Source organism: Rhodococcoides sp. S146-33, assembly GCF_059489205.1.
On record NZ_JCAJWY010000008.1, the window covers coordinates 108,638 to 126,372 of the forward strand.

The window sequence follows — 17,735 nt, forward strand, 5'->3', positions numbered from 1 at the left end:
CTGGACTGTTATTGCGAGGTTATCGGCCGCGCCCCGAGTATTGCGGTACCGACACGCACGCACGTCGATCCGTGGCGCACAGCAGCTTCCAGATCTCCGGTCATACCTGCAGACAGCTCGAGCGCCTCGGGGTGATCGAGCAACAGACGACGGTGGAGATTCTCGAGGTCGGCGAACGCGGCGTCCGGCTCGGCGTCGAGGGGCGGTACCGCCATCAATCCGGCCAGACGCAGCCCGGCGGCCTCGGACACAGCCTCGGCCAGCCCGCGGAGCTCGTCTCGTTCGACGCCTCCGCGGTGTACGTCCCCGTCGAGGCTGACCTGAAGAAGTACGTCGAGTTCCGACCGGCGCACACCCTCGTCCAGAGCCGATGTGGCCGCTTTCGACAGTGCCGTCACGAGCCGCGCGCTGTCCACCGAATGGATGGAATGGGCCCAGCCCGCGACGGACTTCGCCTTGTTTCGCTGCAGGTGTCCGATCATGTGCCACCGCGGCGGATCGCCGGCAAAATCCTCGGCCGTCTCGGCAACCTTCGGCGACGCGTCCTGCTCGCGGGATTCACCGAAGTCGCGGCACCCGAGCCGGTACAGGGTGCGCACGTCCGACGCCGGAAAGAACTTGGTCACCGGAAGAAGAGCGACCTCGGCGGGGTTGCGTCCGGCGTCGGCGCACGCGCGGGTCAACCGTTCCCGGACCGTCGTCAACGCCGTTTCGATCTCGATGGCACGGTCGGCTACCGGCCCGCCGTCATCGCTGGGTTCAGTCATGACATCCCTCTTCCGCCGGCTCAGCGATCGACCGTCGCAGGCCGATCGTCTGTCGATGCACTGTCCATCCACACCACACTGGCGATCCGGCCGGTCGACCCTTCCCGGCGATGGCTGAACAACGTTCGGTCCTCGATGGTGCAGCGCGGATCTTGCGCCACTGCGGACACTCCGGCCGAGAGTAGTTGGGCCCGGACACCGGCGGGAATGTCGAGTCCCGGCGTATTCCGAACCGTCGTCGTCGCGCTGCCGGGAAGATGCTTGTCGACGTCCGCACGCATGACTGAGGGCACCTCGTACTGGCGTCCACTCGCGGCCGGACCGAGAAAGGCACCGATCCTCGCGGGCAGCGCACCGAGCTCGACCATCGCTTCCACCACTCGGGGCACGATGCCGATACGGGCACCGACCCGGCCCGCGTGCACGGCCGCGATAACTCCGGCCTCCTCGTCGGACAGCAGGATCGGTACGCAATCAGCAGTCAACACCACAAGCCCGAGGTCCCGCTGCGTCGTCACCAACGCGTCGGTCATAGGCACCGGCTCGGCCACGGGACCGTCGACCACCGTGACGGTACGTCCGTGAACCTGCTCCATGAAGACGAGCCGCTCGACCCCCATCCCCAGTCTCTCACCGAGACGACGGCGGTTGGCCTCGACGGCGGACGGATCGTCGCCCACATGATCACCGAGATTGAACGTGTCGAACGGGGGTGCCGAGACACCGCCCGCTCTCGACGTCGACACCCGTCGAACGCGGAACGGACCAGCGGATGCGGTACCGCTCACCGCCGCATGAAGGACGGTACGTCGACTTCGTCTTCGCCCTCGTCCTCGGCGATCGGCACCCGACGGCCGGAGCCGACACCCTCGCGACCCTGACCGCCGCCGGATTCACGGCTGGACGACTCACGGTTGGACGAGCTCGACGAGTTGAGCGGCGGCAGGCTGCTGCCACTCGGTGCACCGACCGGGTCGCGGAACACAGCACCCTCGGAGCTCTCGTTCGTGCGCGAGGACACCTCACCGGAGCGGGCCGATCCGATCGGACCGCGCGTGGACGTGGCCGCTTCCACCGGGCGGCGCGTCGGTGTGCCGCCGTCGAAGCCTGCGGCGATGACGGTCACCCGAACCTCGTCACCGAGCGAATCGTCGATGACCGTTCCGAAGATGATGTTGGCATCGATGTGCGCTGCTTCCTGCACCAGCGACGCAGCCTCGTTGATCTCGAACAGACCGAGATCGGAGCCGCCGGCGATGGACAGGAGCACTCCGCGTGCGCCTTCCATCGACGCTTCGAGCAGCGGAGAGTTGATCGCCGATTCCGCGGCCTTGATCGCGCGACCTTCGCCGCGGGAGGAGCCGATGCCCATCAGCGCACTGCCTGCGCCGGACATGACGCCCTTGACGTCGGCGAAGTCGACGTTGATCAGGCCCGGGGTGGTGATGAGGTCGGTGATGCCCTGGACACCGTTGAGCAGAACCTCGTCGGCGCTGCGGAATGCATCCATGAGGCTCACCGCGGCATCGCCGAGCTGAAGCAGACGGTCGTTGGGGATGACGATGAGCGTGTCGCAGGACTCACGAAGCTGCTGGATGCCGGTATCGGCCTGTCCGCCGCGACGCTTGCCTTCGAAGGAGAACGGCCGCGTGACGACTCCGACGGTCAGTGCGCCGAGCTTGCGCGCGATGTTAGCGACTACGGGAGCGCCGCCGGTACCGGTGCCGCCACCCTCTCCTGCGGTGACGAAGACCATGTCGGCACCCTTGAGCACCTCTTCGATCTCGTCCTTGTGATCATCTGCTGCGCGGCGACCCACCTCGGGATCGGCTCCTGCGCCGAGCCCGCGGGTCAGTTCGCGACCCACGTCGAGCTTGACGTCTGCGTCGCTCATCAGCAAGGCCTGAGCGTCGGTGTTGACCGCGATGAACTCGACTCCCTTGAGTCCCTGTTCGATCATGCGGTTGACCGCGTTCACGCCGCCGCCGCCGATGCCGACGACCTTGATTACGGCGAGGTAGTTGTGCGGGGGCGTCATGGGCTCTCGCCTTCCGTGGGTTGTTGCGTGAAATGTGGAAAACTCTCAACCTAAACCACAGGCTTAGAGTTATGTCAAGTACTGAACTGCTCGGAACGCTATTCATCCCCGACGGCTATCGCCATTAGGCGCGCCGACGCCGCGCCGGAAATATGCGTCACTCGCGCTGGAACTACTTCGTGGTGGGTAGATCCGGACTCGACACATCGAAGATCTGCCCGGGCTGCGACAGCAACGCGATCGCCACCGCGGCCTTGCGTTCGGAGTTGTCTTTGCTACCCCACACGACGGTTCGTCCGTCGAGCAACAGAATCGAGATGTCGGACAGGGTGCTCGCTCGCAACTCACCCACCTGATCTCGCAACAGCGGCGGCAGCGTATCGAGCACTGCGAGAGCGTCTTTCGTCACGGGATCACCGAACACCGGGTTCTCGGTCACCAGCCGCACAACCCCCGGCGGCGGAGGTGCGATCGCGAAATCGACCCCGGTGGAATCGAGCAGATGGGTGCCGTCCGGAGAATCGAAGAACGCCACGGGCGTTCGCTCCTCGACGGTCACCTGCACGGTCGACGGATACTTGCGCTGCACGCGCACCGAGGCCAACGCCGGAATAGTCGCCACCCGCTGCGCCGCCGCAGCCGTGTCCACTCGAACCAGTGGAAGACCGGCGGGAACGTCGAGCAGGTCGAGGACCTCCTGCTCGGACACCGAGGACTCCCCCGCGACCGTGACGCTCCGAACCGACAGAAACGGCGTGAAGTACACCAGCGCAGCCGATCCCACCACCACGACAACGACAGCAAGCGCAATCAGCACGGCCTTGCGACGCGACCGCTTCACCCGAGTACGTTCGTCTTCCCTGGCCCGGGCGCGCGCCTGCTTGTCACTCATCGGCGACGTCGAATCATCCTGTACTGCAGCTGTTCCCGATCTGGAAGAACGAACTCGATCGGAGCGGCGGGTCACGGAGCCGGCCGATCCTTCGGTTCACTGCGGCCGGTCGCAGCACCGAAATCGGTTTTCGAGCGAAGTGCGTCCAGAATCGGACCACCGAGCATCGTCACGTCACCCGCCCCCATGGTGATGACCACGTCTCCCGGCCTGCTCAGCTGCGCGACCTGCTTGGCCACCATCGACAGATCCGGTTGGTAATTCACCGGTTTCGTCACCGAGGCTGCAACCAGCGCACCCGTCACACCGGGCAACGGCTCCTCACGTGCACCGTAGACATCGAGCACCACTATCTCGTCCGCCAACGACAACGCCGCTCCGAACTCCTCGGCAAAGGTGGCGGTCCGTGAATACAGGTGCGGCTGGAACACCACCACCACCCGCCCCCGCTCGAGACCTGCGCGGTCCTGGCCCGCGACGAGAGCCTGCGCTGCGGTCAACACCGCACGCACCTCGGTGGGATGGTGTGCGTAATCGTCGAACACTCGGACGCCGTGCTCTCGGCCGGTGAACTGAAAACGCCGATGAACCCCGCCGAAGCCGGTGAGCCCGGCCAACAGTTCCTCGGTGCCGGCACCCACCTGACGAGCGGCGACGAACGCTGCGAGCGCATTGAGTGCGGTGTGCCGTCCGGGAACACCGAGCCGAACCGTCCGCGCCGCATCCTCGCCGGCGATCTGCAGCTGCGCGACGCCGCCGATGTCCTCGGGCTCCCACGCCAACAGACGAACGGCCATGTCGACCGGTCCGGCGTCTACGTCGGACGACCCGTAGCCGAGCACGGTCACGCCGGGCAGATTCTTCTGGACCACTCGGCGAGCCAGGGCTGCCGAACCAGGATCGTCCATGCATGCCACGAGCACGCCGCCGGGGCGCAGCACAGCGGCGAAGTCGTCGAACACCTGTACGTAGGCCTCGGTGGTGCCGAAGTGGTCCAGGTGATCGGCCTCGATATTGGTCACGATGATCACGTCTGCCGTGTACTGCAGCAGCGAACCGTCGCTCTCGTCCGCTTCTGCCACGAACACGTCGCCGCTTCCGTGGTGTGCATTGGTCCCGGCCTCGTTGAGCTCTCCTCCGACGGCGAACGACGGATCGAAGCCGCAATGCTGCAGCGCGACCACCAGCATCGAGGTGGTCGACGTCTTGCCATGGGTACCCGAGACCAGCACAGTGCGGTAGCCCTGCATGAGGGAGGACAGCACGGCCGGCCGCAGAACCACCGGAATTCCGCGCTCGCGGGCCGCGACCAGCTCTGGATTGGTCTTGGGAATTGCGGCATGGGTCGTCACCACGACCGAGGGGCCGCCCTCGATCATGTCGAGCGCACTGGCGTCGTGACCGATGCGAACCTGCGCACCACGTGCTCGGAGCGCGAGCACACCACGGGATTCCTTGGCGTCCGATCCCGATACCTGCCCGCCGCGAGCCAGCAGGATGCGCGCGATACCGGACATTCCGGCACCGCCGATACCCACCATGTGTACTCGTTGTAGCTCTGCCGGCAATTCCGACATTGCCGCACCGTCAATTGTCACGCGGACGTCTCCCTCGTTCTCTTCGCATGCGCGACACCGCCCGGATCAGCGTCTCGCCGCGTGCGCAGTATCGAGCACGATCTGCGCCACGGCCGCTGCTGCTCCTTTGTGCCCGGCACCGGCCGCGGCCCGAGACATGGCAGCAATCTTCTCCGTGTCGTTCAGCAGCGCCACCACCGTGTCGGTCACGTACTGCTCGGTCAGTGTCGCATCGGACACCAGGATGCCACCTCCGGCGTCGACGACCGGACGGGCGTTGAGCTCCTGCTCGCCGTTGCCGTGTGGCAGGGGTACGTACACCGCGGGCAGACCGGTCGCCGACACCTCGGCGACCGTCATGGCACCGGACCGACAGATGGCCAGGTCCGCGGCCGCGTACGCCAGATCCATCCGGTCGATGTACGGCAGCGCGACGTACGGCGCATTCGGGTTGCGCTGTTCTACGTCGAGCGTGTTCTTCGGTCCGTGCGCGTGCAGCACCGAAATGCCGGCCGCGGCGAGCGCAGACGAGGCACCGGAGACGGCGTCGTTGAGGGATCGGGCTCCCTGCGAACCGCCGAACACCAGCAGTACCGGGCCCTGCTCGGGCAGACCGAAGTGTTCCCGGGCCTGTGCGCGCACCGCCGCGCGGTCGAGTCCGGTGATGGTGGGACGGACAGGGATTCCGATGACTTCCGCGTCGGCTGCACCGCGCGCCGCGATGCCCGATCCGGCAACGGCCGCAAGCACGCGTCGAGCGGACCTGGCCCCGACCTTGTTGGCGATGCCTGCCCTGGCATTGGCCTCGTGGATGACCACGGGAAGTCGCCCACCACGACCGAGCAGCCGTCCCCGCGCGGCGAGATAGGCGGGCAACGCGACGTAACCACCGAATCCGACGAGCACGTCGGCCTCGACGGCCGCGAATATCTCCCTCGTTCGACGTACCGATCGCACAACGCGGACCGGCAGCTTCAACAGGTCGACGGTGGGCTTACGCGGCAGCGGCACGGGTGGGATGAGTTCGAGGGCATATCCACGGGCCGGAACCAGTGTCGTCTCCAGGCCACGACTGCTGCCGAGAGCGGTGACGGTGACGGTGGGGTCTAGGACGCGGAGGGCGTCGGCCACTGCGAGCGCAGGCTCGATGTGCCCGGCCGTCCCGCCCCCGGCAACCACTACGGAAATCGGCCTGGATGTCTGCTTCACCGTCGATATCCTCGCTCACCCGAGCGAACGGGTGGGCGACCGGGTTGTGGTTCCGGACGCGGACGGTACGAACCCTGAGGTTCCGGACGGGGCCGGGGAGACGTCCGAGACCCGGCTGCGTACCCGGCCGACGGCTCACGACGCTGCGGCTCGGGGCGGCGGGCCCGGCCGCGGAGCGAATCGCCCCGTCGATCGGTCGAGGAGGGCGACATCGTGTCGGCCCGGGAACTCGAGACTCGGGTACGTCCCGGCTCGGGTGCGCGCGCTCCTCGCCCGTCCTTACCCCTGCGGGCCTCGAGACGCTTGCGGTCCTGAGCGGCCAGGGTTGGTCGGGTGGACTTCGAGCGAGCCATCGCGGCGCGCTGGGGCGAGAACACCGCGGGCAACGGAAGCTTGAGAGCACGAGCGATTCGCCCCTCCTGGCCGGCGTGCAGGGCTGCGATCGCTTCGGGCTCGTGGCGGGCCGCACTCGCGATGATGCCGAACATCAGCAGCGTGATCGCCGTCGACGTGCCGCCGTAGGACACCAGCGGCAACTGCAGGCCGGTCACCGGCAGCAGACCCACGACATAGCTGATGTTGATCATGGCCTGACCGAACACCCAGCAGGTGGCACCGGCGGTCAACAGGCGCAGAAAGGGATCGACCGAGCGCATGGCGATGCGCAGACCCGTGTAGACGAACAGTCCGAACAATCCGATGACGGCAAGGCAGCCGATCGTGCCGAGTTCCTCACCGATGATGGCGAAGATGAAGTCGTTGTGCGCGTTGGGAAGATAGCTCCACTTCGCGCGGCTCTGCCCCAACCCGCGGCCGAACAGACCACCGTCGGCCAGCGAGTATTTCGCCTGGGTCGACTGGTAGGACAGTCCCGAAGTGTCTTCTCCCGGGTTGAGCCAGGCCTTCACGCGGTTGGAGCGGTAGCCGGCAGTGAACGCGAGCACCGTCGCCAGCGCCATACCCGTCATCAGCACTGCACCGAACAACCGGGCGTTGAGACCGGCGAACCACAGCAGCGCCACCAGGATGATGCCGAGGGCGATCGCTGTACTCAGGTTGGGCTGCAGCACCACCAGCAGACACATCAGCAGACCGGCAGGCAGCAGTGGCACCAGCAACGACTTGATGTTGCCGTGTTCGCTGCGACGCGAGGCCAGCAGATGCGCACCCCACAGCACCAGCGCGACCTTCGCCAGTTCGGACGGCTGGAACGAGACGACGCCGAAGTCGAACCAACGCCGTGCGCCTTGACGCTCGGCACCGATCCCAGGGATCAGCACGAGCATCAACATCGTGATCGAGACCAGGAACAGTGGAAAAGACAGCTTCCTGAGGTACCGAACCGGGAGTCGGAGAGCCACGTAGAACGCGACCGCTCCCAACGCCACGCCGATCAACTGCTGAGTGAACAGCGCGTATCCGGACTCGTCGGCCGCAAAGGATTCTGCGGACGACGCCGACAGCACCATCACCAGGCCCAGCACCGTCAGCAGTACGGCGATCGTGACAATGAGATGGAACGACGCCAGCGGACGGCCGAACCACAGGCCGATTCGAGTGCGGGGCGGGGACGTGCGGCGAGGTGGGCGCGGCGGCTGAGCAGCGGTGGTCACGAGCGCGGCGATCCGATGTCGACGATATCCAGCAGCTGCACGGACTCGGCGAAGCTTCGACCGCGGTGCCCGTAGTCGGAGAACATGTCCAGCGACGCAGCCGCGGGAGCCAGCAGGACGGTATCCCCCGGCGCAGCGCGTCCGGCCGCATGGGCGACAGCGGCCCGCATCACCGCATCAGCATCTTCAGCACCATGAGTCACACCAGCATCGTCTCCCGAAGGGAGCCTCACGACCGGAACATCGGGCGCGTGTCGCGCCAAAGCCTCTGCGATCTGCATCCCATCGCGGCCCAGCAGCACCGCAGCAACGAGTCGATCCGCGATCTCCACGACCAGATCGTCGATCACCGCACCCTTGAGCAACCCTCCCGCGATCCACACGACGCGCTCGTGCGCCAGGATCGACGAACGAGCCGCATGCGGGTTCGTCGCCTTCGAATCGTCGATGAACGTCACTCCGCCGAGCTCGCGCACCACCGCCGCGCGATGCGGTCCCACCCGGTAGCTCTGAAGACCGGCTCGAACCGCGCCTGGCTGCACCCCGATCGAGCGAGCCAGCGCGGCGGCCGCCAGCGCATCGAGAATCCCGGAGGGTCCGCTCGGCTCGACGTCCGCGGCTGCGAGAAGTTCGACGTTCTCACCGAACGCGTTGTCGACCAGTACACCCGACCGCACTCCCAGCTCGCCCGAGGCGGGTTCGCCCAGCCGGAAACCGACGACGTTGCCGGACGGCGAGCCCGCGGCCAGGCGTGCTGCTCGCGTGTCGTCGAGGCCGACGACAGCAATCTCACCGGACAACGCTCGAGCCTTGGCCTGGACATATCCGTCCATGCCGCCGTGCCAATCGAGGTGATCCTCGGCGATGTTGAGTACCACCCCGGCCGCCGGATGCACCGACGGAGCCCAGAACAATTGGAACGAGGACAGTTCTACCGCGAGAACACTTGGATGCGGCGTGCGACGCAGCGCGTCGGCGATGGGAAGTCCGATGTTTCCGCAGGCTACCGACTCGATAGCGGCAGCCTCGAGAATCGACGCCAGCATCGAGGTGGTGGTCGTCTTTCCGTTGGTTCCGGTGACCACCAGCCAGCGAGTTCTCGGGCCGTACAGCTCGGCCCGGTCCACGTGCCAGGACAACTCGACATCGCCCCACACCGGAATCCCCTGATCGGCGGCTGCAGCCAACACCGGAGAATCGGGACGGAAGCCGGGACTGGTGACGACAAGCGAGAACGCTGCCAGCGCGGCGGGATCGCCGAGCAGGTCGTCCTGCAGCACCACCGCGGCACCGATGCTCGACGCCCTGTCGAGCGCACCACGATCGGAGTCGGTGACGGTGACGACGGCCCCGAGGTCCAGCAATGGGCGCACCACGGCGAGACCGGACACGCGGGCACCGGTCACCAGTACCGAACTACCGCGCAGCCACGACAGGTCGATCGAAGTTTCGTTCATGCCCTATCCGCCGACGGCAGCGAGATACTCGCTGTAGAACAGGGCGAGTCCGACAGCCGACGCGATGGCGGCCAGCAACCAGAACCGGATGATCACCGTCGTCTCGGCCCATCCCGCCAACTCGAAGTGATGATGGAACGGGGCCATCCGGAACACGCGTCGGCGACTCGAGCGGAACACCGCCACCTGAATGACGACCGATGCGGCCTCGGCGACGAACAGTGCACCGATCACGACCATGATCAGTTCGGTCTTGGTGACCACCGACAGACCGGCGATCAGACCACCGAGGGCGAGAGATCCGGTGTCACCCATGAAGATCTTGGCCGGCGCGGCGTTCCACCACAGGAAACCGATGCATGCGCCCGCAGCGGAGGCGCACACCAGAGCCAGGTCGAGGGGGTCTCGGACGTCGTAGCAGCCGGGGGCAGGACCGGCGGGGCCGGCGCAGGCTTGCCGGTACTGCCAGAACGTGATGACGGTGTAGGCCCCGAGAACCAACGTCATCGATCCGGCGGCGAGGCCGTCGAGACCGTCGGTGAGGTTGACCGAATTCGACCACGCGATCACCAGTAGACAGACGAACAACACGAACACGACGGCAGACATCGACCAGGTTGCGATATCTCGAACGTAGGAAAGCTGAGTACTTCCGGGAGTGAGACCGCTGTCGCTGCGGAACTGCAGCACCAGAATCGCGAACAGCACGGCCGCCGTTATCTGCCCGACGTACTTGCCGGTCGCGTTCAGACCGAGGTTGCGTTGCTTGCGGATCTTGATGAAGTCGTCCAGGAACCCGACGAGCCCGAGCACCGTCGTCAGTCCGAGCACGAGCAGAGCAGATGCCGACGGGCCGTCGGCGTCGTACCCGATTCCGATCAGGTGCGAGCCCCAGTAACCGGCCCAGATTCCGACCAGAATGGCCACGCCGCCCATCGTGGGCGTACCACGCTTCGATTGGTGACTCGCCGGGCCTTCCACTCGAATCTCTTGACCGAACCCCTGCTTCGAGAAGGTCTTGATCAGTATCGGAGTCAGCAGAATTGCGACGGCGAGCGCGATGCCGCCGGCGAACAGGATCTGCCTCACTGATCGCCCTCCGCGGATGCGCTCGTATCTGCCAGGACGGCGTCGGCAACTGTCCACATGGCCCCGGACTGCGACGCCTTCACCAAAACGATGTCACCGGGACGCACCTCGTCGAGGAGCACAGCGATCGCCGACTCGCGGTCGGGTACGAGCATCGACTCCTCGCCCCACGAACCTTCCATGACGGCACCTTGATGCAGTGCCCGAGTGGGTCGTCCCGAGTCGACGATGATCAACCGATCGACGTCCAGTCGTACGGCCAGCCGGCCGATCGCGTCGTGCTCGACCACGGAGTCGGCACCGAGTTCGCCCATCTCCCCGAGGACCGCCCAGCTGCGACGCTTGGGCCCGTCGTCACGGCGAGACATCGAGACCAGGGCCTTCAGGGCGGCGCGCATCGAATCTGGATTGGCGTTGTAGGAATCGTTGACGACGGTGACGCCGTCCGTACGGGTACGCACGTCCATCCGCCTGATCGACGTCGGCGCAGCGGTCGACAGCGCGTCGGCCACCTGCGCCAACGTTGCTCCGCATTCGAGTGCGACGGCAGCTGCCGCGAGCGCATTGCCGACCTGATGCTCACCGTGCACCGCCAGGGTGATCGGTACCGTGCCCGCCGCGCATTCGAGTGTGAACGACGCGCGGGCGTCGGTATCGACCTGCACGTCGACTGCCCTGACGTCCGCATCGGCACTTCGGCCCACGGTGACAACGGATGCCGTTGTGCGCGTTGACATCTCGGCGACCAAACGATCGTCGATGTTGAGAATCGCCACTCCCCCGTCGGCGGCACCGGGCAGCGCTTCGACGAGTTCACCCTTCGCCAGAGCGATGGCCGCACGCGACCCGAACTCGCCCAGGTGCGCCGTGCCCACGTTGAGCACCACCCCGATCCTCGGCGGCGCGAGCTCGGCGAGTTCGGCGATATGGCCGATTCCCCTGGCCGACAGCTCGAGACACAGGAAGTCGGTATCGACGTCTGCCCGTAGAGCCGTCCAGGGGTGGCCGAGTTCGTTGTTGAACGATCCGGGCGGGGCCACCACCGAGCCGAGCGGTTCGAGTACCGCCGAGATCAGATCCTTGGTGGAGGTTTTTCCCGAGGACCCCGTCACCCCGACGACGGTCAGCCCGTGCTCAGCGGTCAGCTCGAGCACCGAGGCCCGCGCCAGAGCTCCGAGTGCGGTCAACACTGCCGAACCGGAACCGTCCGGGTCGTTCTCGAGCGCCATCGCGCGACTGTCGTGCGGGACCGGACGGACGACCACGGCCGGTACACCGACCGGGCGCGCGGCCAGCACCAGCGCCGCACCTGCGGCAACCGCGTCGGCGGCGTGGTCGTGACCGTCCACCTTGGCTCCGGGAAGGGCGAGGAAAATACTGCCGGGGGTCACCTTGCGGGAATCGAACTCCACCGGCCCGGGCACTACAACCATCGGGTCCGACACGTCGTGCAATGTGCCTCCGACGATCTCGGCGATGCGGCCCATCGTCAGCGGAATCACCGTACGCCCGCGCTCGTGCCGACCAACCGCGCGTCGATAGCCGAGGCGAGTACCACTCTGTCGTCGAACGGGTGCTTCACCCCTGCGATCTCCTGGCCTGTTTCGTGCCCTTTTCCTGCGATCAACACAACATCCCCTTCGCGCGCCCACACCACGGCCTGTTCGATCGCCGCCGCGCGGCCTGCCACATTTCTCACTTCACCACGAACATCGTCCGGCACGGACAGCGCTCCGTCTTCCACGGCCCGCCGAATGGCGGCCGGATCCTCGCTGCGCGGGTTGTCGTCGGTCACCAGCAGGAGATCCGCGCCCCGCGCCCCGGCTGCACCCATCAGCGGGCGTTTGGCAGTGTCGCGGTCCCCGCCTGCTCCGAGCACCACCGCAATCCGTCCACGGGAAGATTCACGCAACGTCGCCAGCACGGCCTCGACGGCCGCGGGCTTGTGCGCGTAGTCCACCACGGCCAGGAAGCTCTGACCTCGATCGATACGCTGCACACGACCCGGGACGTCGACCGTCGCGAGTCCGGCCGCCGCCGTGGACACGTCCACCCCGGCCGCCGCGCATGTCGCCAGTGCCAGCACGGCATTCGCCACGTTGTAGCGCCCCGGTAAGCGGACCGAGACCGGCAGCGACAGCCCGTTCGGATCGGCGACGACGAACGACTGCGTGCCGTTGTCGTGCTTGGCCCAGTCCGACACCGTCCATTGCGAGTCGTCACCGGTCGATGCGGTCACCACCGTCGACCCGGCAGCGCGAGCGATGTCTGCCATCCGCACACCCCACGCATCGTCGACACAGACGACCGCGGTGTCGGCGCGGACAGCAGAGTCGGCCGCGAACAATCGACTCTTGGCCAGAAAGTAATCCTCGAGCGAGTCGTGGAAATCGAGGTGGTCCTGCGAAAGATTGGTGAACGCCCCGACCGCGAAGCAGGTTCCATCTACTCGGCCCAGAGACAACGCGTGCGAGGACACTTCCATCACCACCGTGTCGACGCCCTCCTCCACCATCACCGCGAAGAGCGCGTGCAACTGCGGTGCCTCGGGCGTGGTGAGTGCGCTCGGTACGTACCGACCTGCGACGCGTGTCTCGATGGTGCCGATCAAACCGCACCGACGTCCGGCAGCCGTCAGGCCTGCCTCGACCAGGTACGACGTCGTCGTCTTTCCCGAGGTACCGGTGATTCCGACGACGGTCATCTTCGAGGAGGGATCGCCGTAGATCAGCGCTGATACCGCGCCCAACACCTGCCGAGGACGATCGTGCACGAGTACCGGAACCTGCTGTTCCATGCCGGCGAGGACGCGCACCACGATGTCGAGTCCGGCGGGGTCGGTGAGAACTGCCACCGCACCGCGACCGACCGCGTCCGCCGCGAATTCGGCTCCGTGACGACTCGAGCCGGGCAACGCCGCGAAGAGATCGCCGGACAGGACGGACTGCGCTCTGAGATCGATACCGGTCACCCGCACCCCTTCGGGGTCTCCGGCACCGATCGAGGCTCCGGCCGCGGACGCCACCTCGGACACCTCGGTGTGCGGTGGATTCGCCGGACGTGTACCCGGAGCCGGTTGTGAATCCGCTGAGACAGTCACTCCTGCTCCCTTCCTCTCTACTGCAGGGCGCGCGCCTGCCCCGGCTCGATCACGCCGCGGCGGCGGCCGAACGAACGCGCCCGAACCGATGTGTCAGATTACCGGCGACCGGGATCGCGATGTTGCCGCCCCGACTCGAGAACCGGCGGGTCCGGAACTCAGTCCGCCTGCAGAACCAGCTTGGGTCCGGGGTCTGCCGACATGGGCACGCTGTCCCGCTGCAGCATCCAGCTGGCGATGTTGTGGAACAGCGGAGCCGCCGACTGACCGCCCGAGCCATCGGCACTGCGTGTCGGGGCGTCGAGCATGATGCCGATCACGTAGCGAGGATCGTCGGCGGGCGCGATACCCGCGAACGTGATCCAGTAGTTCGAGTTGGAGTAGCACTTGCATTCCGGATCGACCTGCTGAGCCGTACCGGTCTTGCCACTGATCTGGTAGCCCTCGACGCCGGCGGCCACTCCCGTGCCGCGCTGGTTACCCGTGTCGTCCTGAGTGACGGAACGGAACATGTTGCGAACCGTTTTCGCGGTATCGGGGCTGACCACGTACACCCCGTCCGGCTGCTCGGTCTCGGTCCGCTGACCGTTCGCGTCCACCGTCGCCTCGACGATGCGCGGAGGGATGCGCACGCCGTTGTTGGCGATTGCCTGGTACATACCGGTCATCTGCAGCAACGTCATCGACAGGCCCTGACCGATGGGAAGGTTGGCGAACGTGCCGCCCGACCATTGATCCCTACTGGGCACACTGCCCGCGCTCTCGTTCGGCAAACCGACATCACTGCGCTGGCCGAGACCGAACCTGCTGAGCATGTCGGCGTACCGGTCCTCGCCGACGCGTTGCGCCAGCATCAGCGTGCCGACGTTGGAGGACTTACCGAACACGCCGGTCGTGGTGTACGGGGCGACACCGTGTTCCCACGCATCCCTGACCGACACACCGGACATGAAGATGCTGCCCGGAACCTGCAACACCTCGTCCGGCGTGGTGAGTCCGTACTCGATGGCCGCAGCCGCCGTGATGATCTTGTTCACCGAACCCGGCTCGAACGGAGTGGTGACGGGCAGATTGCCCATCTCCTTGGTGCGCTCGTTGTTACCGACGCCGATCCCGGCATTGAAGGTGTTGTCGTTCGACATCGCCAGCACTTCACCGGTCCGCGAATCCTGCACGTAGGCCGACGCGTTCTTTGCCCCGGACAGGTCCTTTGCCAACTGCACCTGCTGCTGCACGTAGTACTGGAGGTCTGCATCGATCGTCAGTTCCACGCTGGAACCGTTGACCGCCGGCTGCTTGTCGCGCCAGCTTCCGGGAATGACGGCACCATCGGAACCGCGATCGTAGGTCTGCGAACCGTCAGTTCCGGCGAGGGTCGCGTCGAGTGAATCCTCCAGACCGAGCAGACCGTGTCCGTCCCAACCGGTGGCACCGACGATGTTGGCGGCCAGAGATCCGCCGGGATACTCCCGGATGTCCTGGCGCTCGAGCCCGACCTGCTTGAAATCGGCACTGATCTTCGACGCCACGGTCGCGTCCACACCCCGTGCCAGATAGGTGAATTCGTCGTTGCTCTTCAGTTTGGCGAGCAGATCCTTCTCGCTGATCACGTCACCGAGATCGTTGTGGATGCGCTCGGCGATGTCCTCGAGGTACTGCTCGGTCTCGGGCTCGGTGGGATCTTTCGCGCGAGCCTCGTCGAGTTCCTTACGAACCCGAACCGGCTGGAAGGTCAGCGCTTTCGCCTCCATCGTGAAGGCGATCGGATTTCCGTTCCGATCGAGAATCGACCCACGCATCGCGGGATCGACAAGGGTGGTGGTGCGCTGCGACGCCGACTCGGCCGACAGTCTTGGGCCGTCGAACCCCTGAATCCACAACAATTGCGCTGCTGCGACAGCCAGCGCCACGTACATGAGAACTCTGCCGGTTCCGTGACGGAACCGAAAGGTGGACGAGTCGAGACGCTTTCGGCTCGGTGGCCGTCGAGTCGGAGCAGGCGTAGGCCTGGTCACTGCCCGTCACCCGCGGCTTCTTCGGTGGCCGGAGCCGCAGGGGCAGCGGACGACGGAGTTTCGGCCGACGGTGTCTCGAGCGAGGGGATGCTCATGGGAATGAATTGTTCAGCAAGCGCAGTGTTTCCAGCGCCATTGCTTGCACTCGGCGTGGCGGCACGAGTATCGATGGAGCCGGAGGTCCGGCTGGGCTGCGATGCGCTACGCGGCGTCTGCTGCTGCGACTGCGCGGATGCAGAGGGGGCGGTGCCCTCGCCTGCAGCGGCGGGAGCCACCGGATCGAGCGGAGCAACCGGCGCACCGTCGGCCGGAGCCGGTGTACCCACGACCTGCACACCGCCGTCGGGCGCGACGATCAGCCGGGCAGGATTCTTGGCCGGAACCATTCCGAGCCCGGCCGCCTTGCGAGCCAGCTCGGGAGCCGATTCTGCCAACTCGACATCGCGCTGTAATGCTGCTCGCTGCTGAGCAAGCTCGGTGTTGACGGCCTTTGCGGCGCTGAGGTCGTACGAATCGCCGGCAGACCGCGTGGTGAGCAACAACGTCAGGCCGAGACCGAGGGCCAGCAAGCCGATGATCAACGCGACGAACGGAATTCGCGCAGCGATAGCACCTCCGTCGATCGACCGACGAGTGCCGGAACCACGATGAGAGTCCGACGTGTGAATCGACGCGCGCTGGTGCCTGCGCTCGTACGCACGAAGAGCGGCACCGGATCGACCACCGCTCTTACCCGTACGTTCAGGGCGCGAGAGTGGAGCCTGCGGAACGACCCTATGCCCCTGCAGGGGAACCCGATTGCGTTGTGTTCCAACGGTTGTGCCTGGAACCGTCATTCCGCTCTCCTTGCAATCCGTTCGGCGGCGCGCAATCTCACCGGAGCCGAACGTGGGTTGACGTCGATTTCTTCATCCGAGGCGCGCTCGGCACCTCTGGTCAGGAGTCGAAAGTCCGGACCCATTCCGGGAAGCTCTACCGGCAGCCCCTCGGGGCTACGGGATTTGATCCGCGGGGCCAACTCTTGCTTGACGACTCGGTCTTCGAGCGACTGATACGACATGAAGACCACCCGGCCACCCACGGCCAAGGCGTCGAGCCCGGCCGGCACCGCGGACTTCAGCGAGTCCAGCTCACCGTTGACCTCGATCCGCAGGGCCTGAAAGGTGCGCTTTGCCGGGTGCCCACCGGTGCGCCGCGTCGCGGCCGGGATTGCGGCGTAGAGCAATTCGACCAACGGACCACTGGTGGTGAACGGCGTGTGCTCACGTCGGCGCAGAACGGCGGAGGCAATCTTCCCGGCGAACCGCTCCTCGCCGTAGGTGCTGAGTACTCGCGCGATATCGCCGTGCGAGTAGGTGTTGAGCACGTCGGCGGCGGTGATACCCACGGTCGGATTCATCCGCATGTCCAGCGGCGCATCGACGGAGTAGGCGAACCCTCGATCGGACTCGTCCAGCTGCATCGACGACACTCCCAGATCGAACAGAATGGCGTGCACGGATTCGAGCGCAGGCAGGCCGGCTTCGTCGAGCGCCTCGGCAATACCGTCGTACGTCGTGTGTACCAACGTGATTCGATCGGAGAATGGGGCCAGCCGGGATCCGGCGAGTCGGAGTGCGTCGGGATCGCGATCGAGTCCGATGAGGTGCAGGTGCGGATAAGTTCGGAGGAAGTGTTCGGCGTGACCACCGAGTCCCAGAGTCGCGTCGATCATGACGCGGGTGCCGTCAGCAGAATCGATTGCGGGGCCCAGTAATTCGTCGGCCCGATCGAGTCGAACCGGTACGTGCAGCGGACCTGCGGATCGACGATCGGGTCGGTCGGTGGACGATGCGCTCTCGTCCCGCCCGTCGCCCTCCGTCATGGTTCCTCCCGGTCGTGCGTACGTACGTCTCGCCCGGGTCCGGGCCGTGCGGGTTGCCCACGGACGCCGGAGCGAATGCTTCGAGGTCCCTGTCCGATAGGGAACCTGGCGTTG

Annotated in this window: 14 protein-coding genes; all 14 read right to left on the reverse strand. The window is 66.2% G+C overall.

Annotated features, from left to right (window positions below):
* Positions 1-8: 8 nt before the first annotated feature.
* The gene (locus AC5WEY_RS23715; protein ID WP_495647776.1) at positions 9-767 is read right to left on the reverse strand and encodes a YggS family pyridoxal phosphate-dependent enzyme; all 759 of its coding nucleotides are present in this window, start codon (positions 765-767) and stop codon (positions 9-11) included.
* A 20-nt stretch (positions 768-787) separates the two neighbouring features.
* Positions 788-1,555 (reverse strand): peptidoglycan editing factor PgeF, encoded by a 768-nt coding sequence (gene pgeF / locus AC5WEY_RS23720; protein WP_495647777.1) that lies wholly within the window; start codon positions 1,553-1,555, stop codon positions 788-790.
* The gene (ftsZ, locus tag AC5WEY_RS23725; RefSeq protein WP_032403952.1) at positions 1,552-2,805 is read right to left on the reverse strand and encodes a cell division protein FtsZ; all 1,254 of its coding nucleotides are present in this window, start codon (positions 2,803-2,805) and stop codon (positions 1,552-1,554) included. The genes pgeF and ftsZ overlap by 4 nt, the downstream gene beginning before the upstream one ends.
* A 172-nt stretch (positions 2,806-2,977) precedes the next feature.
* Positions 2,978-3,697 (reverse strand): cell division protein FtsQ/DivIB, encoded by a 720-nt coding sequence (locus tag AC5WEY_RS23730; protein WP_495647778.1) that lies wholly within the window; start codon positions 3,695-3,697, stop codon positions 2,978-2,980.
* A 71-nt stretch (positions 3,698-3,768) separates the two neighbouring features.
* Complete coding sequence (murC, locus tag AC5WEY_RS23735) at positions 3,769-5,274, reverse strand: UDP-N-acetylmuramate--L-alanine ligase (protein WP_057476121.1); 1,506 nt, start codon at positions 5,272-5,274, stop codon at positions 3,769-3,771.
* Between the two features lie 66 nt (positions 5,275-5,340).
* A complete protein-coding gene (gene murG / locus AC5WEY_RS23740) occupies positions 5,341-6,483 on the reverse strand; it encodes an undecaprenyldiphospho-muramoylpentapeptide beta-N-acetylglucosaminyltransferase (RefSeq protein ID WP_495647779.1) in 1,143 nt (380 codons plus the stop codon).
* Positions 6,480-8,096, reverse strand: coding sequence for a putative lipid II flippase FtsW (gene ftsW / locus AC5WEY_RS23745; RefSeq protein WP_495647780.1), 1,617 nt, complete (start codon positions 8,094-8,096; stop codon positions 6,480-6,482). Before ftsW ends, murG begins: the two co-directional genes overlap by 4 nt.
* On the reverse strand, positions 8,093-9,553 hold the full coding sequence (murD, locus tag AC5WEY_RS23750; protein WP_495647781.1) for a UDP-N-acetylmuramoyl-L-alanine--D-glutamate ligase: 1,461 nt from the start codon (positions 9,551-9,553) through the stop codon (positions 8,093-8,095). Before murD ends, ftsW begins: the two co-directional genes overlap by 4 nt.
* A 3-nt stretch (positions 9,554-9,556) precedes the next feature.
* Positions 9,557-10,642, reverse strand: a complete 1,086-nt coding sequence (gene mraY, locus AC5WEY_RS23755) for a phospho-N-acetylmuramoyl-pentapeptide-transferase (RefSeq protein ID WP_057476118.1) — start codon at positions 10,640-10,642, stop codon at positions 9,557-9,559.
* Entirely contained in the window at positions 10,639-12,144 is a 1,506-nt protein-coding gene (locus AC5WEY_RS23760) for a UDP-N-acetylmuramoyl-tripeptide--D-alanyl-D-alanine ligase (RefSeq protein ID WP_495647782.1), read from the reverse strand. The genes mraY and AC5WEY_RS23760 overlap by 4 nt, the downstream gene beginning before the upstream one ends.
* On the reverse strand, positions 12,141-13,742 hold the full coding sequence (locus tag AC5WEY_RS23765) for a UDP-N-acetylmuramoyl-L-alanyl-D-glutamate--2,6-diaminopimelate ligase (protein ID WP_495647783.1): 1,602 nt from the start codon (positions 13,740-13,742) through the stop codon (positions 12,141-12,143). The genes AC5WEY_RS23760 and AC5WEY_RS23765 overlap by 4 nt, the downstream gene beginning before the upstream one ends.
* Before the next feature lie 158 nt (positions 13,743-13,900).
* Entirely contained in the window at positions 13,901-15,757 is a 1,857-nt protein-coding gene (locus AC5WEY_RS23770) for a peptidoglycan D,D-transpeptidase FtsI family protein (protein ID WP_057476115.1), read from the reverse strand.
* On the reverse strand, positions 15,754-16,593 hold the full coding sequence (ftsL, locus tag AC5WEY_RS23775; protein ID WP_495647784.1) for a cell division protein FtsL: 840 nt from the start codon (positions 16,591-16,593) through the stop codon (positions 15,754-15,756). Before ftsL ends, AC5WEY_RS23770 begins: the two co-directional genes overlap by 4 nt.
* Entirely contained in the window at positions 16,590-17,621 is a 1,032-nt protein-coding gene (rsmH, locus tag AC5WEY_RS23780; protein ID WP_495647785.1) for a 16S rRNA (cytosine(1402)-N(4))-methyltransferase RsmH, read from the reverse strand. The genes ftsL and rsmH overlap by 4 nt, the downstream gene beginning before the upstream one ends.
* Positions 17,622-17,735 lie beyond the last annotated feature (114 nt).